Genomic DNA, 21,072 nt, shown 5'->3' with positions numbered 1-21,072 from the left:
TCTCTTGCTAGGGGGAAAGATGCGCCGGAAACACGTACGTGCCGTGGCCGTGCCGATAGCGATCGGCCTGGCGCTGAGCGGCACGTTGTTGAGTGGCTCGATCGCGGCCGCGTCGGTCGCGCCGCGGCCGGAGTCGGTGCTCGGCTGGAAGCCGTGCGCCGACTACAAACTCTCGACGTACGAGCAGATCACCCGTTATTTCCGCGCACTGGACGCGGCCTCGGACCGGATGCGGATCGTCAGCCTCGGAAAGACCACCGAGGGCCGCGACCAGATCATGGCGATCGTGTCCGACCCGCAGAACCTGACCCCGCAGAATCTGGCCAAATACCAACGAATCTCGCAACAGCTCTCGCAGGGCACGGTCAGTGACAAGACCGCGCGGCAGCTGGCCAGCGACGGGAAGACCATCGCCTGGGTCGACTTCGGCATCCACTCGACGGAAGTCGCGCCGACGCAGACCGCACCGCAGTTCGCATACGACCTGGTGACCACCGAGACCGACGAGGCGCGGTCGATCCGCCGCAACGTCGTGACGCTGTTCGTACCGAACATCAACCCGGACGGCACCACCAAGATTTCCGACTGGTACATGCAGCACGTCGGCACGCCCTATCGTGACTCGACCTATCCGGAGCTCTACCAGAAGTACGCAGGTCACGACGACAACCGCGACTGGTTTATGTTCAACCTGGCCGAAACCCGCAACCTCGGCAAGGTGCTGTTCCACGACTGGACGCCGCAGCTGGTCTACAACACCCACCAGGAGGCCGCCTTCCCGGCGCGGATTTTCGTGCCACCGTTCAAGGATCCGAGCAACCCCAACATTCCGCCGGAGATCATCCGGGACATCAACTCGGTCGGCGACGCGATGACGCAGCGGCTCGACCGCGAAGGCAAGGTCGGCGCGGTCTCGCGCCAGCAGTATGACCAGTGGTGGAACGGCGGCCTGCGTTCGGCGCCGGCCTTCCACAACCAGGTCGGCATCCTGACCGAGACCTCGCACGCCTCGGCCACGCCGAAGTACTACGATCCGGCGACCTTCCCCAAGACCTTCCCGTACCAGGGCGTGTCGACCAGCGAGCCGTCGGCTTTCTACCCGTCGCCGTGGAAAGGCGGCTGGTGGCACCAGTCGGACAGCTGCGCGTACATCGAGTCGACCGGCTGGGCCTATCTGCACCAGGCCGACGTCGACCGGTTCCAGTGGCTCTATGGCTCGTATCGGATGGCCAAGCGCGCGGTGGTGGCCGGCGGCGACGAGTCGTACGTGATCCCGGCCGACCAGGCCGATCCGGCGACCGCCACCAAGATGGTGAACGTGTTACGGCAGAGCAACATCCGCGTCGAGCAGGCGCTGTCTTCCTTTGACGCCGGCGGAAAGACCTATCCAGCCGGCAGTTTTGTCATACGCGCGGCGCAACCGTACCGGGCCGCCGTGGTCGACCTGCTCAATCCGCAGGTGTATCCGGACCGCCGCAACCCCGACGGCTCGCCGGAACGGCCATACGACATGGCCGGCTGGACGCTGCAGTATCAGATGGGTGTGACCGTCGACAAGATTTCGGCTCCGTTCAACGTGAACAGCCGCACGGTGACGACAGCGCCGGTGCCGCCGGCCGTCGTGCCCTCCGGTTTGCCAAAATACGCGTACGCCGTGGACACGCGGCAGAATGATTCGTTCGCCGCGATGAACCGGCTGATGGCTCGCGGTGTCGCCGTCACGCGTACGACCGCACCGGTGGCGACCTCACTCGGCCAGTGGCCGGCCGGCACGTTCCTCGTACGCGATCCGCAGGTTTTGGCCGAGGCCAAGCGTTATGGCCTGACCGTCGCCGCTGTCGACGCCGAGCCGTCCGGTGCCGTCGCGGTGAAAGCGCCGCGTGTCGGTCTCTATCACGGCTGGGGCGGCAATGCCGACGAAGGCTGGACGCGTTATGTTCTGGAAGGTTTTTCCTTCGGCTATCAGCAGGTCCACGACGCGGACGTACGCGCAGGCAATCTTTCCGTTAAATATGACGTCATCGTGCTCCCGGACGCGACGTACGCTCGGATGCGCGACGGCCTGAAAGCCGGCACCATCCCGCCGGAGTATGCCGGTGGCATGACAGCTGCCGGCGTGGAAAACCTCCGCAAGTTCGCCGCCGACGGCGGCACGATCGTGACCGTCGACGGCGCGTCGGAGCTGCCGATCAAGGGCTTTGGCCTGCCGGTCACCGATGTGACTTCCGGCCTGCCGTCGACGAAATACTATTCTCCTGGTTCGGTGGTGGCCAACCGTGTGGAGACCGACCCGGTCACCTACGGTCTGCCGGCCAATCTCGACGCGTACTCTGACCACAGCCCCGCCTTCGTCCCGAACGCCGACGGCATTTCGACTCCCGTACGCTATCCTGAGGCTGGCATTCTGCGCAGCGGCTGGCTCCTGGGCGCGGACGTCGTCGCCGGCCGGAGCAGCGTGGTCAATGCGCCGTTTGGCAAGGGACGGGTCGTGTTGCTGGGCCTCAGCGTCCAGCATCGCGCGCAGGCGCACGGCACTTTCAAGCTCCTGTTCAATTCCCTGTATTTGTCGACCGAGAAGGTGTAGCTGGTTGCTGGTTGCGCCCTCCCCTTCGCGCGGGCGACCTCAAGGGGAGGGCGCGGCCTAAATGTCCGCCTTGAGAGGTTCGCGGATGCTGTCATGACTGCTGGCCGGCAAAGATGTCCGTTTTGATGTCTTGTCAGCCATACCAGTCACACCAGCGCCACCCCCGCCGCCACTCGATGTTCGCAAGGCCCCCATGCGTGCGTCAGACGCACGTAAGGAGGCCTTACCACCACAACACAAACCGGCAAGGCAGACATTTAGCGCTACAGCAAAGATCATCGGCTCCATCCGACGGGTTGCTTCCCACACGTGACCTGGCTTGCCCAGAAAACCCAGCCCCGCCCACAAACCCCCGCCCGCACCCCCATGCACACCGATTGGCATCCACGCGCCCCTCCCTTGAGGTCGCCCTCCGCGCAGGAGCGCCCGCCGCGCAGGCGAAAAACCCACCACCCCCTGACGCGACAAACAGAAAACGCAACCACCTCCCCAACGCAACAACTAGAAAGCCCACCATCCACCCGACGCAACAAACAAGAGACGCAACCCATTTACCCAACGTACGCTTGATCTATCGCACGCAGGGAGCCCCGCGCCTACGCCGAATGCAACCCAGCCACACCGTCCTGCACCACATACCGCTTCTCCACACCGATCGTCACCTTCGCCGGATCCTTCTCAAACACCGACGACACCGTCATGAACTCGGCCGTCAACTGCGCCGGAGTAAACGTGACCCGCACATATCCGCGCTTGTTGGCCACATAATGCAGATGTGGATTCTTGTCCAATCCCGCCGGCGTACCGGTGCCGCCGTTGGACGTGACAGAGGTGGTGACCAGCTCCGAGCCGAACAGCGGTGAGGCGTGGTCGAAGTAGTTGACGCGCAGGTCGTTGGCCCAGTGGCGGTGTACGTCACCGGTCAGCACGATCGGGTTGCGGACGTGCCGATCGACGATGCCTTGGGCGATACGTTTGCGGCTGGCCGGATATCCGTCCCAAGCGTCTTCGTTGACGTCACAGGTGCTCGCGGCGCCGTCGTTGTCCTGCGAGGCGAAAAACACCTGCTGGCCGAGGAAATCCCAGCGCGAGCCGCCGGCGGCGAGGCCGTCGAGGAGCCATTTCTCCTGTGCCACGCCGGTGAGCGTACGGTCCGTGCGGTTCAGCTCGGTGCAGTTTGTGTTGTTGTTGTTTGGCGCCTGCTTCCACCGATATTGCCGGGTGTCCATCATGTGAAAACGCGCCAACGATCCCCAACCGACGCGCCGATAGAGTGGAATGGCCGCGTTGGCCGGCTTCATCGACTTCGGCATCGGCATGTTTTCCCAGAATGCCTGGAATGCGGCCTGTTTCCGGGTGGCGGTGACATCGGACTGATAGCCCCACCAGTTGTTCTTCAGCTCGTGGTCGTCGAAAACCGCCAGCCATGGCGCGGCCGCGTGTGCGGCCTGCAGATAGGGATCGGTCTTGTGTTGCGCATAGCGTACGCGATACTCGTCGAGTGTGTCGGTCTCGTCGAAGTCCACATAGCCGCGCACCTTGGTGGACTGACCGGACTGCTTCTCATACATGTAGTCGCCGAGAAACAGCACCAGGTCCGGGTCGTCGTTGGCGATGCCGCGATACGCGTGATACCAGCCTTCCTCGAAATGTGCGCAGGAGGCCATCGCGAACGTCACCGACGCCGGCTCGACTCCGGCGGCCGGCGCGGTTTTGGTGCGTCCGACCGGAGAAACGTGCTCGCCGGTCTTGAAACGGTAGTAATACTCGGTGCCGGCGGCCAGGCCGCGCGGCTCGGCGTGCACGCTGTGCGCCTCGCCGGCGACCGCGGTCTCGGTGCCGGAGGCGGCGATGGTCGCGAAGTTGGCGTCCTTGGAGATTTCCCACTGTACGGCCACATTCGCGGTGCCCATGCCGCCGCCGACGTCCAACGGCGCCGGCGCCAGCCGGGTCCACAGCACCATGCCGTCCGGCCGTGGATCGCCGGAAGCGACGCCGAGCTCAAACGGATAGCGCAAGGCGGCGGTGGCGATCCCCGGCATCGTCAGCAGACCGGCCGCGACCGAGCCGAGGATGAACGTACGGCGACTGAGTTTTGGCATCACAGCGGCCTTTCTAGGCGTAGTCGGTGATGGTGGCGCCGCAGGTCGAGGCGATGATCTGCTTCGTGCCGTATTCGCCGAGGCAGACCCGATAGGTGACCCAGCTGCCTTCGGGCAGCTCCAGGTCGGCCTTGACGGACGTGCCGTTGCCGCTGTGGTTCCACACGTAGATCGGCCCGACGCCGTCCGGCAGCCAGTAGAGCAGCGCGGCCGAGTGGCCGTCGGCTTTCTGGTCGTACACCGTGAAAACTTCTCCGTAGGAGGCAAACGTCGCCTTGCCGGCGCAGCCGCTGTCCGACGTGCAGCGGCTGCTGTCGGCGTACGCCGGAGCGCCGGCCGCGAGGATGGCGGCGGCAAGTCCCGCCGTGAGCGTGAACCTTCGCAGACCGGTCATGGCGTCCTCCTGCTGGCGGCTTCGATGACGATTTTTACCGACAAACCATTAACAGTGGAAGGCTTCCACCCAAGCTGCGATTCAGCGGTCGTTAAACGCGACCCGAAATATGCCTTTCCAACGCTGAACGCGGTCGAGCTGGTCGACTGTACAAATGGCTGTACGTATGTATAGGATGCTGGTTGTGCGTTCAGTGAGCGATGAGGACCTGACGGCGCGAGCGCGGATCCGCAATGCCGCGCTGGCGATGTTGAGCGAGCGCGGCATCAAGGCCACGACGATCCGCGCGGTGGCCGAGGCGGCTGGCGTGTCGCCGGCGCTCGTCCAGCATCACTTCGGTTCGAAGGAGAAGCTGCGCGAGGCCTGCGACGAGTACGTCATGGACTACATCCGCGGCGCGACCAGGACGGCGATCGACGACCGGCACCTCGACGACCCGGAGTTTCTGTCGTCCACCTACGAAACCGCACCGCCGGTGATGGCCTATCTCGGCCGCGCGCTGGTCGACGGATCGCCGGCGGCGGCCGCCATGTTCGACGAGATCGTCGACATAACCGAGCGATATCTCAAGCAGCACGCGGAAAAACCGCTCAGCGACAATCGCGCACAGGCGGCCGTCTTCACCGCGATGAAGCTCGGCGTCACGGTGCTGCACAACCACGTCGCGCGCGCACTCGGCGCCGACGCGCTCAACGGCGACGCGATCCATCGGGTCGGACGCGCCGGTCTGGACATCATTTCGCCGGAGTTCGTCGGAAAAGACATCGTCGATCTGGCGCGCGACGGAATCAGCCGTTACCAGCAAGGGGAAAGCGATGAGTGAGGCTGTCAGCATCAGCGGCCTGGTGAAGCATTTCGGACGTACGCGCGCATTGGACGGCCTCGACCTGTCGGTGCGCGCGGGGGAGGTGCACGGTTTCCTCGGTCCAAACGGCGCGGGCAAGACGACGACGATCCGCATCCTGCTCGGCCTGATGCGGCCGACCGACGGCGAGGTCCGGCTGCTCGGCGGCGATCCGTGGCGTGACGCGACCGAGTTGCACCGCCGGCTCGCGTACGTGCCAGGGGACGTCACGCTGTGGCCGACGCTGTCCGGTGGCGAGGTGATCGATCTGCTCGGTCGGTTGCGCGGTGGCATCGACCCGAAACGGCGCGCCGAGCTGGTGACGCGTTTCGAGCTCGACACCAGGAAGAAATGTCGCGCCTATTCCAAGGGTAACCGGCAGAAGGTCGCGTTGGTCGCGGCGCTCGCGTCCGACGTGGAGCTGCTGATCCTGGACGAGCCGACCTCCGGGCTCGACCCGCTGATGGAGGCGGTTTTCAACCAGTGCATCGAAGAGGAGCGCCGGCGATCGCGGACCGTGTTGCTGTCCAGCCACATTCTGTCCGAGGTCGAGGCACTTTGCGACCGCGTCAGCATCGTACGGTCGGGTCGTACGGTCGAGTCCGGCACGTTGCCGGAGCTGCGACACCTGACGCGCACGTCGGTGACGGCGGAGCTGGCCGGACCGGTGCCGGCATTGGACGATTTGCCTGGCATACATGACATCCACGTCGACGGCGACCGGTTGCGGTGCCAGGTCGACTCCGCCGCTCTGGACGCGTTGCTCGGCCGGCTGGTGTCGACCGGCGTACGCGGCCTGACCAGCCAGCCGCCGACGCTGGAGGAGCTTTTCCTGCGGCACTACCACGACGCCGAGCCGGAGAAGGTGGGCGTCTGATGGACGCGTTGGCTGGCACCGGCTCGCTGGTGCGACTGGTCGTACGGCGTGACCGCGTCATCCTGCCGGCGTGGATCCTCATCACCGCGCTGCTGCCGATGACGGTCGCCGTCTCGACGAACGGCCTTTACAAGAACGCGGCCGAAAGAGCGGCGTTCGCTGCCGGCGTCGCCGGCAGCCCGGCAGAGCTTTTCACGCGTGGCACGGTCTTCTCGTCCAGTGTCGGGGGCCTGACCTCGTGGACGCTGAGCTCGTCGTCGTTGATCATCGGCGGCCTGATCAGCATCCTGCTGGTCATCCGGCACACACGCGTCGAGGAGGAGGCCGGTCGGCGCGAGCTGGTCGGCGCCACCGTCGTCGGCCGGCACGCGCCACTGACCGCCGCACTTCTGGTTGTCATGGCGGCGAATCTCGCGCTTGGCCTGTTGGCGGCGATCGGACTGATCGCGGTCGGACAGCCGGCCGGCGGTTCGTTCCTGTTCGGCCTGGCGATCGGCATCGGCGGCTGGGTTTTCGCCGCGCTCGCGGGGATGACCGGGCAGATCTCGCAGAGCGCCGCGGCCGGACGGTCGATCGCGGTGGCCGTCGCCGCCGCGTTTTTCGTGCTGCGCGGCCTCGGCGACGTGACCGGCACGTGGCTGGTGTGGCTGTCGCCGTTTGGCTGGTCGCGGCTGGCGAAACCGTACGCCACCGACGACTGGTGGGTGCTTTCCCTGCCGGTCCTGGCAACAGCGGCGCTGGCGGCCGGCGCGTACGCGCTGTCTGTGCGTCGTGACGTGGCCGGTGGCCTGCTGCCGGCACGGCTCGGCCGCGAACGTGCGACGCACTGGCTGACCGGATCGACCGCGCTGGCCTGGCGGTTGCAGCGTGGCCAGCTGGTCGGTTGGTGTGTGAGCTTCGCGCTTTTGGGTCTGTTGCTCGGTTTCGCGTCCAGCGGCCTGGACCAGCAGCTCAACACGCCGGCCATGCGCGCGTACGCGGCGGCTCTTGGCGGTCCTGGCGCACGCATCTCCGCCGTCTTCTTCGCCGTCGTCCTTTACGTCATCAGCCAGATCGTGACCGGCGTGGCGATCATCGGTGTCCTGCGGACACGGTCGGAAGAGGCGGCCGGCCGGGCCGAGCCGCTGTTGGCGGCGCCGGTCGGCCGGCTGCGATGGATCGCCGGCCACCTGGTCGTCGCGCTCGCCAGCGCGGTGATTGCCTTGCTGGCGCTGGGAATCGGTGCCGGGATCTCCTCCGGCCGACTGGCCGCCTCGGTGCTCGCGACGCTGGCGTACGTGCCGGCGACCTGGATCCTGGTCGGTCTCGGCGTCGCGTTTTTCGGTCTGCTGCCACGGCTTGCCGCGGCGCTGACCTGGACCGTGCTCGGCGTTTTCCTGCTGCTGGACCTGTTGGCGGAGTTCCGGATCGTCGACGACGTGTCGTTCCTGTCGCCGTACGCGGCGACGCCGAGTGTGCTGGTGGCCGGCGGCGCGTCGCCGGTCAACCTGCTCTGGCTGACCCTGATCGCCGCCGCCCTGGTCGCCATCGGCCTCTATTCCTGGCGCCGCCGCGACCTCACCCCGTGACCGCGGCGACGGTGCAGGATGCGGCCGCGGACAGCGTACGTGATCGCCGTGCCGCCGCCATCGGACGACGCGATCGTCGCGCGGCCGACCGCGAAACCGGGACGCCGGTGCAGATGTTGGCGCGAGGTAAGGAAAAGGCACGCGCGTACGTCCGCCAGCTCCTCGGCTCCGAGCTGCGGCAGCGCGTCGGCGTCGGCCAGGTCGCCGGCGAACAGAAAGCCGTCGACCAGAGCGCCGAGCGGTGGCCGGCCGTCGGCCCAGTCGAAGAACAGCTGGCGAAACCGGTCGTCCAGGCCGACCCGCAGCCGTGGCCAGGTGGCCGCGATTTCGCCAGCACGCTTGGAAAGCAGCGCGCGAGCGGTGGCGCGTACGCGCGACTCATCGAAGCCGGCCGGCGCCGCGGCACCGGCCACCAGGGCTCGTACGAGCTCGCGTTGCCTCGCCGCCAGCCGCTCGCGTGGCGTCATGTGATCCGGTCCCAGCCGGCGGCGTCGGCGATCGAGTCGAGCTCGGCGGTCAGCTCGGCGGCCGGCGGATAGTTGCCGTCGCGCTCCAGCATCAGCGCCGGCCGCGGCGACCTGCGTGCCAGCTCGGCGACCAGCTCCAGCACCTCCGGCGGCGTCGGATCGGTGTGCGTGTCGTGATAGAGGCCGCCGCGCTCGGATCCACCGGCGACATGGCAATATGCGATGCGCTCGAGCGGCAGCTGGTCGAGCTCCGCGAGCGCGTCACGACCGTGATTGCGTGCGTTGGCATAGAGATTGGCCACGTCCAGCAGCAGATATGCCTGCGTACGCTGCAAGATCTCGGTCAGGAACTGCGGCTCGGTGAACTCCTGGTCGGGCCACTCCAACAGCGCCGCGATCGGTTCCAGCGCGATCGGCACCGGCAGCTCGGCCTGCACCTGCTTCACGTTGTCGACCAGCACCTCGAGCGCGTCGCGGCTGCGGGGGACCGGCAGCAGGTGGCCGGCTTCGGTGCCATCCGCGCGTACGTATGCGATGTGCTCACTGACCAGCGGCGAGCCCAGCAGCTCGGCGGCCTTCGCGAGCCCGGCGACGCGACCCGGCTCCAGCGGCTCGGCGCCTCCGAGCGACAGCCGCGTGCCATGCGCGACGACCGCGACGCCGCGGTCGATCAGCGTGTCCAGACCCTCAGGCACGGTGTGCCGCGCCGACTCGGCGATGATCTCGCACCAGCGCAGGCCTGGCAGCCTGGAGACGTACGCGTGGATCTCCGGCCGCCAGCCGATCCCGAGTCCCCGTCCGCTCAGCGGTCCCATGCCTCGATCCTCTCAGGCAGCGCTCAGCCTCCGCAGCCTCCACCGCCGCCACAGCCACCTCCACCACCGCAGCCGCCACCGCTTCCACCGCTGTCGCCACCGCCGCTGGCTCCGCTCGTCATGCGCGGTACGCCGGCGGCGGCGGCCATCTCCGGATCGGTGGCCCAGATCGCCGCCGCGCCGAACAACGCCACCGACGCCGCGGCGCCGAGCGGTCCGGCGAGCTGCGACGCGCCGGCATAGCGGCGGTCGGCGCCGGTACGCCGCCGCAGCGTGTCCAGGCCGGCCTTCGCCGCGGCCGGCAGCCGCTTCCGCGCGCCGACGATGAGCGCCACCACGATCGCGGCGCCGGTGAGGAAGACGAACACCAGCAGGTTGGAGACCGGCTTCCCGTTGAGCGTGCCGGCGACCATGCGCACGATGCCGAGCACGAGGACGAAGACCAGCCCCAGGCTGGCCGTCATCCGATAGACCGCCAGCACGAACGGCTCGATCATGCCGCGCCGGTCCAGGTCGGCCCGTACGCCGGTGATCGTGCTCGCCACCCGCGGGTCGTGCTGCAGCGTCGACAGTTTCGTGGCGCCGCTGGCGATCGCGTGATGGACGGCCGCTTCCACCGGACCAGACCCGGCCGGCAGCGGTCCGGTCGCGCGCAGAGCCGTCGTGCCGGTCGTCGCGATCGCTCCGGCGGCACGAAGGTAGGCCAGCGCCGCCAACACCGGTGTCAGCTGGCCGCGGTGTCGCAACACCGCGGCTTCGCTCGGCGTGAGCGTCACCTCGCCGGCCGGCCGGCTCCACTGCCGGATCAGGATGTTGGCGGCCACCACCACGACGATCCCGGCGAGGAGCAGGAACGCGTACAGGCCAAGGAAGGCCGGTCCGGAGATCCCCCAGGTGTCACCAGCGGCTGCGTACGTCGGCATTGTCGACCCCCGATCTGCTCGTGAGCACAGTGTGCCGCAACCATGCCAGCGGGAGTCCCCGGCTTTCCGGTCAGACCTGGCCCGGAATGCCGGCCGCCGCCGCGAACGCCGGATCGACGCTCCAGATGGCCGGCCCACCGTGGATGGCGACGGCGTACGGCCACTCCGGTGCTCGGCGCGCCAGGTGCCGCACGGCACCTTCGCCGCGCGCGCTGAGCCGGCGGTCCCTGATCAGCACCCCCAACAGGACGAAGCTGGCGACCGCCGACCCGACCAGTAGAAACGCGGTCAGCTCACCGCCGCTGGACCGCCCGTACACGCTGAAGAGCCCAACTGCCAACCCGGACATCCCGATCAGCACGGACACCAGCCGGCCCCAGCGGCGCAGCCATCGCCCGGACCGCCTGCCGAGATAGCCGCCGGCTTTGAGCGTGTCCCTGACCGCTTCGACAGCGGCGACCACGCTCGCCGACCGCGCCAGGTCGCCGAAGCCGCGCCCGGGTTTCGCGCTGATCTCCGCGTAGACGGCGGAGTCCAGCCGTGTGCCGCCGGCGTACGGCCCGGTCGCCACCAAACCCGGCTGGCCGATGGCGTTGGACGCGTGCAGCCGCGCGATCGACGCCAGCAAGGCAGCTTCACCGCCGCCGCGAAGATATCCGACCAGGTCGGGCGTCAGGCCGGCGTCGATCCGGCTGGCCGCCTCGACCCGCACCCATTCGGCGATCCGCCACATCGTCGCCAGCACGACCAGCGCGACCGCGGCCAGCAGCGACATGGCCACCAACGCCCCGGCCGCGACGCCGAAGGCCGCGCTCACATACTCCATGTCCCGAGTGTGCCGGCGACCGCCGACAATCGCCGGCAGGTCTGGCCGAACGGCCACCGATCGTGCACTTGCGGTGATATGTCGAACGCGCACCGGTGTCGTTACAGGATCGAAACATTGCGGAACATCAACGAAATGCCGGTGAACCGGAGCCGAAACAGCCAGCAGCCACCGTGTCCTCACGAGGAGGATGCCTGTGAAGATCGACTCTGGCGACACCGCCTGGCTGCTGGCCAGCTCTGCACTGGTGCTGTTGATGACGCCCGGCCTGGCGTTTTTCTACGGCGGAATGGTACGCGTCAAGAGCGTACTGAACATGCTGATGATGAGCTTCGCGACGATCGGCCTGGTCAGCATCCTGTGGGTGCTCTACGGGTTCTCGCTGAGCTTCGGGCCGGACGCGTTCGGCGGCCTGATCGGCAACCTGAAGTACGTCGGCCTGGCCGGCGGCGCGTTGGACGGCACCTCCGGCACGCTGCCGACGCTGGTGTTCTCGGCGTTCCAGCTGATGTTCGCGATCATCACGCCGGCGCTGATCTCCGGCGCGATCGCCGACCGCGCCAAGTTCGGCGGCTGGATGCTGTTCGTCGGCCTCTGGGTCACCATCGTCTACTTCCCGGTGGCGCACTGGGTCTTCATGTTCGACGGCGGTAAGGGTGGCCTGCTCGGCGACCGGCTCGGCGTACTCGACTTCGCCGGCGGTACGGCCGTCCACATCAACGCCGGCGCCGCGGGCCTGGCGCTCGCGCTCGTACTCGGCAAGCGGCTGGGCTGGCCGAAGGAGAAGTTCAAACCGCACAACCTGCCGCTGGTGCTGCTCGGCGCCGGCCTGCTGTGGTTTGGCTGGTTCGGTTTCAACGCCGGCTCCGCGGTCGCCGCCAACTTCCAGGCCGGTGTCGCGTTCATCAACACGCAGGTCGCCACCGGTGCCGCGCTGCTCGCCTGGATCCTGGTGGAGAAGCTGCGCGACGGTAAGTCGACGACGCTCGGCGCGGCCTCCGGCGCGGTGGCCGGCCTGGTCGCGATCACACCGGCCTGTGCCTCGGTGAGTCCGATGGGGGCCATCGTGGTCGGCCTGGTCGCCGGCGCGCTGTGTGCCGTCGCGGTCGGCCTGAAATACAAGCTCGGCTTCGACGACTCGCTCGACGTGGTCGGCGTCCACCTGGTCGGCGGCATCGCCGGCTCGCTGATCATCGGCTTCCTGGCCGACGGCTGGGTCACCGGCATCCTGCATCCCGGTACGCCCGGCGCGGCCGGCCTGTTCTACGGCGGCGGCCTCGCCCAGCTGGGCAAGCAGACGATCGGTGTCGTGCTGGTCGCGGTGTACTCCTTCGTGCTGAGCTGGATACTCGGCAAGATCGTGGACAAGACGATCGGCTTCCGGATCACCGAGGAGGACGAGGCCACTGGCGTCGACACCACCTCGCACGCGGAGTCGGCGTACGAGTTCTTCGTCACCGGCGGCGGCCTGGCCGGCCGGATCAACTCGGCGCCAGTGCCGGTGGCGCCGCCGAAGGCCGAGCCGGTCAAGGCTGGCAAGGAGGAGTCGTGAGACTGGTGACCGCGGTCGTCAAGCCGTTCCGGCTGGACGACGTGAAGGACGCGCTCGCCGCGCTCGGCGTGAACGGCCTGACGGTGTCCGAAGTGCAGGGTTACGGCCGGCAGAAAGGCCACACCGAGATCTATCGCGGCGCCGAGTACACCGTCGACTTCGTGCCGAAGGTGCGCATCGAGGTGCTGGTCGACGAGGACGACACAGACAAGGTCGTGGAGGCGATCGTGGCCGCGGCGCGGACCGGCAAGATCGGTGACGGCAAGGTGTGGGTCACCCCGGTCGAGCAGGTGGTGCGCGTACGCACCGGCGAGCGGGATTTTGACGCACTCTGAAGCGGTCGGTCCGGCCGGCCGGCGCGCGATCGCCGACCGGCTGGACGCGTGGTTGGCCGGGCTGCTGCCGGACGTGCCGGGCGTCGCGCTGGTCGCGGTCGGCAGCCTCGGCCGCCGCGACTGCGTGCCGGGCAGCGACGTCGACCTGGTCCTCGTCCACGATGGACTGTCCAATGTGGCCGAGATCGCCGACAAGGTTTGGTATCCGGTCTGGGATTCCGGCGTCGGTCTGGACCATTCGGTGCGTACGCTCAAGCAGGCGGCCAAGGTCGCCGGCGAGGACGTACGCGCCGCGCTCGGCATGCTGGACGCGCGCTATGTGGCCGGCGACCGGGACCTGGCCGTCACATTCGGGGCCCGATTGCGCGCGGCTTGGCGCGCCGACGCGGCCCGCAACCTCGCCGCGCTGCGCGAGTCTTCCTTACAGCGCTGGGAACGCTATGGCGAGCTGGCGTTTTTGCTTGAAGGCGACCTGAAAGAAGCGCGTGGTGGCCTGCGTGACCTGCTGGCGATCCGCGGTGCCGGCTATGCGCAGGTCGCCGAGGGACCGTCGCCGGCCGCGCGCGAGGCGTACGAGCGACTTTTGGACGTACGACACGCATTGCACGAGGTGACCGGTCGCGGCAAGGACACGTTGCGCCTGCAGGAGCAGGAAAACGTCGCTCAGCGGCTCGGCCTGGCCGACTCCGACGCCTTGTTGCGGCGGGTCGCCGACGACGCGCGCAGCATCGCCTACGCCGCGGAAACCTGTTGGCTGGCGGTGGAAAGATGGTCGGCCGGCCGGCGGCGACTGCTGCGCAGAGGCAAGCCCGACCGGCGGCCGCTGGCCGACGGTGTCGTCGAGCAGGACGGTGAGGTCGTGCTGGCGCGTGAGGCCCGGCCGGACACCGACGCGTTGCTGCCGCTGCGAGTCGCGGCCGCGGCCGCTCATGCGCGGTTGCCGATCAGTACGCACACGCTGAGCTGGCTCGCTCGGTCGCGGGCCGAGCTGCCCGTCCCGTGGCCGGCTGCCGCTCGGCAGACTTTGGTGTCCTTGCTCGGGACCGGCGAGGCCGCCGTACCGGTGTGGGAGGCGTGCGACCGGCACGGCCTGGTCGAGCGGTGGTTGCCGGAGTGGAGCCGCGTACGGTCGCTGCCGCAGCGCAATCCGATGCACCGCTTCACCGTCGACCGCCATCTGGTCGAGGCGGCGACGCAGGCCGCCCGGCACACCCGCCGGGTGTCGCGGCCGGACCTGCTGCTGGTCGGATCTTTGTTGCACGACATAGGAAAAGGCCTGCCCGGCGACCACAGTGTGGAAGGTGCGCCGATCGCCGCCGCGTACGCGCAACGGATGGGCTTCGACGCCGCCGATGTCGAGGTGATCCGGCGGCTCGTACGCCGGCATCTGACGCTGCCGCAGCTGGCCACCCGCCGCGACTTGGACGATCCGGTGACGATCCAGGCCGCTGCCGAGGCGGTCGGTCACGACCAGCAGGTGCTGGATCTGTTGTACGCGTTGACCGAGGCCGACTCGGTCGCCACCGGCGCCGGCGTGTGGACCGACTGGCGCGCCGGCCTGGTGTCGACGCTGGTGGAGCGTACGCACGCGTTGATCGGCGAAGGTGAGCTGCCGGATCCGCCGCCGCTGGGGTCGCAGCTGCTGGCCCTGGCCGACTCCGGCGAGCTGGCCGTGTGGGTCGACGACAGTGCCGTCACCGTCGTCGCGCCGGACTCGCGTGGCCTGCTCGCCGCCGCGGCCGGCGTCCTGACCGTCCATCGTCTGGAGGTGCTGTCGGCCGACGCGCGTACCGTCGCCGGCATGGCCGTCGTCGTATTGGTGGCACAGCCACGGTTTGGCTCGTGGCCGGACGCGACGCTGCTGTCCGGCGAGCTGCGCCGCGCCATCCGGGGTGAGCTGGACGTGTCCCGCCGGATCGGTGCGATGCGCCGCTCGTACCGCCCTTCGTCCGCCCCACCACCGCGCGTCGTCTGGGTCGCCGGTGCCGCCAGCGCCGGGACCGTGCTGGAGCTGCGCGCAGCCGACTCGCCCGGCTTGCTCTATCGCGTCACCGCCGCGCTGGAGTCCGTCGGCGCCAAGGTCGACCGCGCGCGCGTATCCACCTTCGGTGTCGACGCCGTCGACACCTTCTACCTCGACGGCTCCTACGCCGACCCGGCCGCCCGCGACCTGGTCGACAAGGCCGTACTCACCGCCGCCGACCCCACCGCCTGACTACCTGCTACGGCTCGAAACTGTCATACCCACCTGCCAATCTGGGCCCCCACCCAGAGTCGGGTGGGGGGTGGGTTGAGAGGCCGCATGACAAAAAATCTTGTCGGAGGGTCGTCGATGAGTTTCGCCGCGTGCGACGGTCTGTGTGGTCATGACTACTCCACAACCCACCATCGTGACCCGCGACGAGCAGCCGTACGTCGCCTACCGGGCCACCGTCACCATGGCCTCCATCCCGGCCATCGCCGACCGGATCGGTGACGTCGTCGGCTGGCTGATGGCCAACGACATCCCGCTGGCCGGCGCGCCTTTCCTCAAGTACAACGTGATCGACATGGGCCGCGAGTTGGAGATGGAGGCCGGCGTACCGACCCAGACCCCGGTCGACCCGGCGCCGGAGATGATCAGCGGCGTCATCCCGGCCGGCCGGTACGCGACGGTCACGCACGTCGGTCCGCCGAGCCAGCTCGTCGACGCCACGGCGGCCCTGCTGACGTGGGCCGACCAGCAGGGACTGACCTGGGACCGCGACGGTGAGCGTTGGGGTTGCCGGCTGGAGATCTACCAGACCGACCCCACCACGCAGCCGGACGTGACCAAGTGGGAGACCGACCTCGCCTTCAAGCTCGCCTAGCCGCATGGCCACCATGCGTGCGTCAGACGCACGCATGGTGGCCATGCGACCATCCGGCCCGATCGCCGCGTACGGCCATGCCGCCATCGCGTACGGCCAGAGGTCGTTAGGCTTAGGGAGTTAGCCCGCTCGCGATCCGAGGACTGCTGCCACGTGTTCGACACACTTTCCGACCGGCTCTCCGCCGTCTTCTCGTCGCTGCGCTCCAAGGGCCGGCTGAGCGACGCCGACATCGACCGTACGGCCCGCGAGATCCGCGTCGCGCTGCTGGAAGCCGACGTGGCCCTGCCGGTCGTCAAGGATTTCATCAAGGCGATCAAGGAGCGCGCGAGCGGCGCCGAGGTCTCGCAGGCGCTCAACCCGGCCCAGCAGGTCATCAAGATCGTCAACGAGGAGCTGATCGGCATCCTCGGCGGCGAGACGCGCCGGCTCCAGTTCGCCAAGAACCCGCCGACCGTCATCATGCTCGCCGGCCTGCAGGGCGCCGGCAAGACCACGCTGGCCGGCAAGCTCGGCCGCTGGCTCAGCAAGAACGGCCACCAGCCGATGCTGGTCGCGGCCGACCTCCAGCGCCCCAACGCGGTGCAGCAGCTGCAGGTCGTCGGCGAGCGCGCCGGCGTGGAGGTGTACGCGCCCGAGCCGGGCAACGGCGTCGGCGACCCCGTGCAGGTCGCACGCTCGTCCATCGATCACGCGCGGCGCGCGATGCGCGACATCGTCATCATCGACACCGCCGGCCGCCTCGGCATCGACGAGGAGCTGATGGCGCAGGCCGCCGCGATCCGCGACGCGGTGTCGCCGGACGAGACGCTGTTCGTGGTCGACGCGATGATCGGTCAGGACGCGGTGCGTACGGCCGAGGCCTTCCGCGACGGCGTCGGCTTCACCGGCGTCGTGCTCTCCAAGCTCGACGGCGACGCTCGCGGTGGCGCCGCGCTGTCCGTACGCCACGTCACCGGCCAGCCGATCATGTTCGCCTCCTCCGGCGAGAAGCTGGAGGACTTCGACGTCTTCCACCCCGACCGGATGGCCTCGCGCATCCTCGGCATGGGTGACGTGCTCACGCTCATCGAGCAGGCCGAGACCGCCTTCGACGCCGAGCAGCAGCAGCGGATGGCCGCCAAGATCACCGGTGGCGAGGACTTCACGCTGGAGGACCTGCTGGAGCAGATGCTGGCCGTACGCAAGCTCGGCCCGCTCGGCAACCTGATCGGCATGCTGCCCGGCGCCGCGCAGATGAAGGACCAGCTCGCCGACCTCGACGAGAAGCATCTCGACCGCGTGCAGGCGATCGTCCGCGGCATGACCCCGGCCGAGCGCGCCGATCCGAAGATCATCAACGGCTCGCGCCGGCTGCGCATCGCCAACGGCTCCGGCGTCACGGTCACCGACGTCAACCAGCTGGTCGACCGCTTCTTCGAGATGCGCAAGATGATGAAGCAGATGGGTGGCCAGATGGGGCTGCCGGGCCTCGGCGGCCGCCGCAAGGCCACCAAGTCGCCGAAAAACAAACGCAAAGGTGGCAAGGCCGGTCGTACGGTCCGGCGCGGCGCCGCCAACCCGCTCGGTCAGCTGCCACCCGGCGGCCCGGTCCCGCCTGGCGCCGGCGGCCTGCCGACCAACTTCCAAATGCCGCAGATCGACTTCAACCAACTGCAAAACCGCAAGAAGCCTTAGGCATGCGCGTCAGATCCAGGACGGCAGCCACATCCGCAGCCGCCATTGGGCGTACGTGAGCATCTCGCTGGTGTAGACCGGCCAGAAAAAGGCAAAAGTCAGCGTGACCATGACGACGTACGCGCCGGCGGCGAGCGCGCCGGCCTGCCTTCTCTGCAGGCTCGCGGAGGAGTCGCCGAGCACGATCCCCAGTACGAGCGTCACCGCCAGGATCAGGAACGGCAGCGACGGCAACGCGTAGAAGAAAAACATCGTACGGTTGGGGAAAGCCAGCCACGGCACGATGCCGGCGGCTGCGCAGATCACCACCGCCGCACCGCGCCAGTCATGTCGCGCGATCCACTGCCAGCAGCAGGCGGCCAGCGCGGGCAGGAAACTCCACCACAGTGTCGGCGTACCGAGCGCCAGAGTTTCCGCGGAACACTCAGCGGAACCACACGGACCGGCCGTCGAATAGCCGTACGCCACCGGTCGCAGCATCGCCAGCCAGCTCCACGGCTGCGACTGGTAGGTGTGCGGTCTGTCAAGCGTGGCGCCAAAATGGTACATCTCGTAGTGATAGACGCCGAGGTTGTAAAGCGCGTTGACGACCGGCGGCAGCGGATGGCCGTTGTGGTCGGCGTAGAAATTGCGGTCATAGCCAGTGCTGGTCACCAGCCAGCCGGTCCAGGTCGCCACGTACGCGATCAGCGCGCAGCCAACGAAAACGGCGATCCAGCCGGTGCCGAAAAGCAACGCCCCGCGTACCGGCCGGTCGGCACCGGCCAGCCGCCGCCGGCCGATTTCCCACCACACCACCAAAACCGCGAAAACCGGTACGAAGTAGATCGCGCTCCACTTGACTCCCGTGGCCACGCCGGTGAGCAGGCCAGCCGCCAACAGCCACCAAGGCACACGTGTGTTGGTCGTACGGCGTCGATCGCGATCGAGCAGCAGGCAGCCGAAAGCCGCCAGCACGAAGGTCATCAGGAAGATGTCGAGCAGCGCCGTGCGACTTTCCACCAGGGCAAGGCCGTCCAGTGCCAGGAGCAGACCGGCGGCGCAGCCAAGCAACGTCGAGTCGAACAGCCGCCGCGCGATGCGTACGAGCAACAGGATCGCAACGGTGCCGGCGACCGCCGCGCTGAACCGCCAGCCAAACGGCGTGTTGCCGAACAGCGCCTGGCCGACCGCGATGCACCATTTCCCCATCGGCGGATGGGCCATGAACTCGCCGTGCTTGGACAGGTCATAGCCGCCGAGCTCATAGCCTTTGTGCAGCAACGACCAGGAGTTTGGCACGTAGTAGATCTCGTCGAAGACCAGCGCGCCGGCCTTCTGGTCGTGCGGTCGCGCCAGGTATGCGAAGCGGAGGACGCCGCCGATGGCGGTGACGGCGATCGCCAGGACCCAGGAGAGCCAGCGGTCGTTGAACCTCACGCGGTCAGCGCATCGGCCCTCACGGCCGCGACGGACGTCAGCACGCCACTGAAGCTGGACTTGCGCCAATGCGAATTTGTCTCCTACGTCCACCGCAGCTTGTCCGCGATCTCTCGAAAGCACGTTACCTGCCGCGAGATCATCGGGCCCTGACAACCGTCGTTGTAGGCTGGGCGCGTGCGGTTGGTGCTTCTGGTATCCGGCCCGCCGGCGGCCGGAAAGACGACATTGGCGCGTGCGCTGGCCAAGCGGTTGGACCTGCCGTTGATCAGCAAGGACGACCTCAAGGAAACGATCTTCGACGCAATGGGCGGACCGGCGGGTGACCTCGCCTGGTCGCGCCGGATCGGCGCGGCGGCCATGGAAGTGCTGTGGCTGGTCGCCGCGCAGTGTCCGGAGGTGATCCTGGAGGCGAATTTCCGGCCTGGCAGCGCGATCGAGCAGGAGCACCTGCGCCGGCTCGACGCCCGGTTCGTCGAAGTTCGCTGCCGTTGTTCGGATGCGGAGATCATCCGCCGCTACGCCGAACGCGCGCGTACGGCTCATCCGGCGCACGCCCTGACGACGTTGGCCGCGTCGTCGCTCGACGAATACCGGCAGCCGGTGGGGATCGGACCCCTCGTCGAGGTCGACACGTCAGGACCTGTCGACCTCGACGACCTCACCACTCGGCTCACCGCTTTGCTTGGCAGGCCGTCTTTCGCGCGGTGACCGGATTGTGCGCCAAACCTCGTCGTAAAACGCTCAGAGCTCGCGGCCGGAGGCGCGCTGCGCGCGACCCTGTGGACCGTATGGGTATTCGCCGACGATCGGGCCGCTCACGTCGTCGAGCAGCCGGGTCTCCTCGTCGCTCAGGTGCAGCCCGGCGGCGGCGAGGTTGTCGTCGAGCTGCTCGACCGTCCGCGCGCCGAGGATCACGGACGTGACCGCCGGCCGGTCGGCCGTCCAGGCCAGCGCCACCTGCGCCATGCTCACGCCACGCGACTCGGCGATCTTGCGCACGGCATCGATGACCTGCCAGGTCTGCTCCTGCGCGTTGCGCGGCGCGTACGCCTCCATGCCTCGCTCGGGATCGTCCCCGAGCCGGCTGGCGCCGGTCGGCGTCTGGTCGCGGCGGTATTTGCCGGTCAGCCAGCCGCCGCCGAGCGGCGACCACGGCAGGATGCCGATGTTTTCGTTTTCGCACACGTCGACGAGTTCGAACTCGATCTCGCGTACCAGCAGGTTGTATTGCGGCTGCAGCGTCACGATCGGCGTGAGGCCAAGGATGTCGGTGAGCATGGCGGCCTTTTGCAGTTGCCAGCCGAGGAAGTTGCTGACGCCGGCGTACCGGATCTTGCCGGCTTTCACCGCGTCGTCGAAGAATCGCAGCGTCTCCTCGATCGGCGTCAGTGCGTCCCAGGCGTGTGCCTGGTAGAGGTCGACGGTGTCCACCTGCAGCCGCTTGAGGCTCGCGTCGAGTGCGCGGGTCAGGCTCGTACGGCTGAGGCCGACGTCGTTGGGTCCGTCACCCATCGCGAAGCGGCCTTTGGTCGCGATCACCACCTCGTCGCGGCGGCCGCTCCCGGCCAGCCAGCGGCCCACGATCTCCTCGGAGACGCCGCGCGAGTAGACGTTGGCGGTGTCGATGAAGTTGCCGCCCGCCTCGACGAACCGGTCGAGCTGGGCGTGCGACACCTCCTCGCTGCTCTCGTTGCCAAACGTCATCGTGCCAAGGCACTGCGTCGACACGATCGTCCCGGTGCCGCCGAGCGTACGGAATTCCATCTCACTCCTCCACGTGGCCTGTGCCATCACCCTCCGCCTCGGTTACCGCCCCCGTCCAACACAAGATTCCGAT

Annotated in this window: 18 protein-coding genes; 10 read left to right on the top strand and 8 right to left on the bottom strand. The window is 68.2% G+C overall.

What is annotated here, in order from left to right; translation table 11 throughout:
• Positions 1-19: 19 nt before the first annotated feature.
• On the top strand, positions 20-2,584 hold the full coding sequence (locus GNX95_RS27090) for a M14 family metallopeptidase (protein WP_163510419.1): 2,565 nt from the start codon (positions 20-22) through the stop codon (positions 2,582-2,584).
• A 596-nt stretch (positions 2,585-3,180) separates the two neighbouring features.
• Here GNX95_RS27090 and GNX95_RS27085 read toward each other — a convergent pair.
• Both GNX95_RS27085 and GNX95_RS27080 read right to left on the bottom strand, forming a co-directional pair.
• Entirely contained in the window at positions 3,181-4,686 is a 1,506-nt protein-coding gene (locus GNX95_RS27085; RefSeq protein ID WP_163510418.1) for an alkaline phosphatase D family protein, read from the bottom strand.
• A 13-nt stretch (positions 4,687-4,699) separates the two neighbouring features.
• Positions 4,700-5,080 (bottom strand): hypothetical protein, encoded by a 381-nt coding sequence (locus GNX95_RS27080; protein ID WP_163510417.1) that lies wholly within the window; start codon positions 5,078-5,080, stop codon positions 4,700-4,702.
• Between the two features lie 184 nt (positions 5,081-5,264).
• Here GNX95_RS27080 and GNX95_RS27075 point away from each other — a divergent pair, with 184 nt between their 5' ends.
• Genes GNX95_RS27075 through GNX95_RS27065 form a run of 3 tightly spaced genes read left to right on the top strand, consistent with a single transcriptional unit; the run spans position 5,265 to position 8,369 of the window.
• Positions 5,265-5,903: a TetR/AcrR family transcriptional regulator gene (locus GNX95_RS27075; protein ID WP_246281772.1), complete on the top strand. Its 639-nt coding sequence runs from the start codon at positions 5,265-5,267 to the stop codon at positions 5,901-5,903.
• Positions 5,896-6,801, top strand: a complete 906-nt coding sequence (locus GNX95_RS27070) for an ABC transporter ATP-binding protein (RefSeq protein WP_163510414.1) — start codon at positions 5,896-5,898, stop codon at positions 6,799-6,801. Before GNX95_RS27075 ends, GNX95_RS27070 begins: the two co-directional genes overlap by 8 nt.
• Positions 6,801-8,369 carry an ABC transporter permease gene (locus GNX95_RS27065; protein WP_163510412.1) on the top strand — a complete coding sequence of 523 codons (1,569 nt, stop codon included), beginning with the start codon at positions 6,801-6,803 and terminating at the stop codon, positions 8,367-8,369. The genes GNX95_RS27070 and GNX95_RS27065 overlap by 1 nt, the downstream gene beginning before the upstream one ends.
• On the opposite strand, the gene GNX95_RS27060 is transcribed toward GNX95_RS27065, so the two are convergent.
• From GNX95_RS27060 to GNX95_RS27045, 4 genes are all read right to left on the bottom strand, one after another.
• Positions 8,336-8,836, bottom strand: a complete 501-nt coding sequence (locus GNX95_RS27060; RefSeq protein ID WP_163510410.1) for an SCO6045 C-terminal-like domain-containing protein — start codon at positions 8,834-8,836, stop codon at positions 8,336-8,338. The two genes, GNX95_RS27065 and GNX95_RS27060, sit on opposite strands and share 34 nt — an antisense overlap.
• Complete coding sequence (locus GNX95_RS27055) at positions 8,833-9,651, bottom strand: MbnB/TglH/ChrH family RiPP precursor modification enzyme (protein ID WP_163510408.1); 819 nt, start codon at positions 9,649-9,651, stop codon at positions 8,833-8,835. The genes GNX95_RS27060 and GNX95_RS27055 overlap by 4 nt, the downstream gene beginning before the upstream one ends.
• A 23-nt stretch (positions 9,652-9,674) precedes the next feature.
• The gene (locus GNX95_RS27050; RefSeq protein WP_163510406.1) at positions 9,675-10,574 is read right to left on the bottom strand and encodes a TIGR04222 domain-containing membrane protein; all 900 of its coding nucleotides are present in this window, start codon (positions 10,572-10,574) and stop codon (positions 9,675-9,677) included.
• Between the two features lie 70 nt (positions 10,575-10,644).
• On the bottom strand, positions 10,645-11,400 hold the full coding sequence (locus GNX95_RS27045; RefSeq protein ID WP_163510404.1) for a DUF2207 domain-containing protein: 756 nt from the start codon (positions 11,398-11,400) through the stop codon (positions 10,645-10,647).
• A 190-nt stretch (positions 11,401-11,590) separates the two neighbouring features.
• Here GNX95_RS27045 and GNX95_RS27040 point away from each other — a divergent pair, with 190 nt between their 5' ends.
• The 5 genes from GNX95_RS27040 to ffh all read left to right on the top strand — a co-directional run bounded on the left by GNX95_RS27040 (position 11,591) and on the right by ffh (position 17,813).
• Entirely contained in the window at positions 11,591-12,952 is a 1,362-nt protein-coding gene (locus tag GNX95_RS27040; protein WP_187369709.1) for an ammonium transporter, read from the top strand.
• Positions 12,949-13,287: a P-II family nitrogen regulator gene (locus tag GNX95_RS27035; RefSeq protein WP_163510403.1), complete on the top strand. Its 339-nt coding sequence runs from the start codon at positions 12,949-12,951 to the stop codon at positions 13,285-13,287. The genes GNX95_RS27040 and GNX95_RS27035 overlap by 4 nt, the downstream gene beginning before the upstream one ends.
• Positions 13,274-15,502 (top strand): [protein-PII] uridylyltransferase, encoded by a 2,229-nt coding sequence (locus GNX95_RS27030; protein ID WP_163510400.1) that lies wholly within the window; start codon positions 13,274-13,276, stop codon positions 15,500-15,502. The genes GNX95_RS27035 and GNX95_RS27030 overlap by 14 nt, the downstream gene beginning before the upstream one ends.
• Positions 15,503-15,653: 151 nt before the next feature.
• Entirely contained in the window at positions 15,654-16,136 is a 483-nt protein-coding gene (locus GNX95_RS27025) for a GyrI-like domain-containing protein (RefSeq protein ID WP_163510399.1), read from the top strand.
• A gap of 153 nt (positions 16,137-16,289) precedes the next feature.
• Positions 16,290-17,813 (top strand): signal recognition particle protein, encoded by a 1,524-nt coding sequence (ffh, locus tag GNX95_RS27020; protein WP_163510396.1) that lies wholly within the window; start codon positions 16,290-16,292, stop codon positions 17,811-17,813.
• Between the two features lie 9 nt (positions 17,814-17,822).
• On the opposite strand, the gene GNX95_RS27015 is transcribed toward ffh, so the two are convergent.
• Positions 17,823-19,232, bottom strand: coding sequence for a dolichyl-phosphate-mannose--protein mannosyltransferase (locus GNX95_RS27015; protein ID WP_163510394.1), 1,410 nt, complete (start codon positions 19,230-19,232; stop codon positions 17,823-17,825).
• Positions 19,233-19,409: 177 nt separating this feature from the next.
• Here GNX95_RS27015 and GNX95_RS27010 point away from each other — a divergent pair, with 177 nt between their 5' ends.
• Complete coding sequence (locus GNX95_RS27010; protein WP_163510385.1) at positions 19,410-19,943, top strand: P-loop nucleotide/nucleoside kinase family protein; 534 nt, start codon at positions 19,410-19,412, stop codon at positions 19,941-19,943.
• Positions 19,944-19,976: 33 nt separating this feature from the next.
• On the opposite strand, the gene GNX95_RS27005 is transcribed toward GNX95_RS27010, so the two are convergent.
• A complete protein-coding gene (locus tag GNX95_RS27005) occupies positions 19,977-20,999 on the bottom strand; it encodes an aldo/keto reductase (protein WP_163510383.1) in 1,023 nt (340 codons plus the stop codon).
• Between the last annotated feature and the right edge of the window lie 73 nt (positions 21,000-21,072).

The organism is Fodinicola acaciae (genome assembly GCF_010993745.1).
GTDB lineage: Bacteria > Actinomycetota > Actinomycetes > Mycobacteriales > HKI-0501 > Fodinicola > Fodinicola acaciae.
This window is presented reverse-complemented; position numbering and strand designations above follow the sequence as displayed.

Coding starts and splice junctions, on each gene's coding strand:
- GNX95_RS27090 (WP_163510419.1), top strand. CDS start 20: ATGCGCCGGAAACACGTACGTGCCGTGGCCGTGCCGATAGCGATCGGC.
- GNX95_RS27085 (WP_163510418.1), bottom strand. CDS start 4,686: ATGCCAAAACTCAGTCGCCGTACGTTCATCCTCGGCTCGGTCGCGGCC.
- GNX95_RS27080 (WP_163510417.1), bottom strand. CDS start 5,080: ATGACCGGTCTGCGAAGGTTCACGCTCACGGCGGGACTTGCCGCCGCC.
- GNX95_RS27070 (WP_163510414.1), top strand. CDS start 5,896: ATGAGTGAGGCTGTCAGCATCAGCGGCCTGGTGAAGCATTTCGGACGT.
- GNX95_RS27065 (WP_163510412.1), top strand. CDS start 6,801: ATGGACGCGTTGGCTGGCACCGGCTCGCTGGTGCGACTGGTCGTACGG.
- GNX95_RS27060 (WP_163510410.1), bottom strand. CDS start 8,836: ATGACGCCACGCGAGCGGCTGGCGGCGAGGCAACGCGAGCTCGTACGA.
- GNX95_RS27055 (WP_163510408.1), bottom strand. CDS start 9,651: ATGGGACCGCTGAGCGGACGGGGACTCGGGATCGGCTGGCGGCCGGAG.
- GNX95_RS27050 (WP_163510406.1), bottom strand. CDS start 10,574: ATGCCGACGTACGCAGCCGCTGGTGACACCTGGGGGATCTCCGGACCG.
- GNX95_RS27045 (WP_163510404.1), bottom strand. CDS start 11,400: ATGGAGTATGTGAGCGCGGCCTTCGGCGTCGCGGCCGGGGCGTTGGTG.
- GNX95_RS27040 (WP_187369709.1), top strand. CDS start 11,591: ATGCCTGTGAAGATCGACTCTGGCGACACCGCCTGGCTGCTGGCCAGC.
- GNX95_RS27025 (WP_163510399.1), top strand. CDS start 15,654: ATGACTACTCCACAACCCACCATCGTGACCCGCGACGAGCAGCCGTAC.
- GNX95_RS27005 (WP_163510383.1), bottom strand. CDS start 20,999: ATGGAATTCCGTACGCTCGGCGGCACCGGGACGATCGTGTCGACGCAG.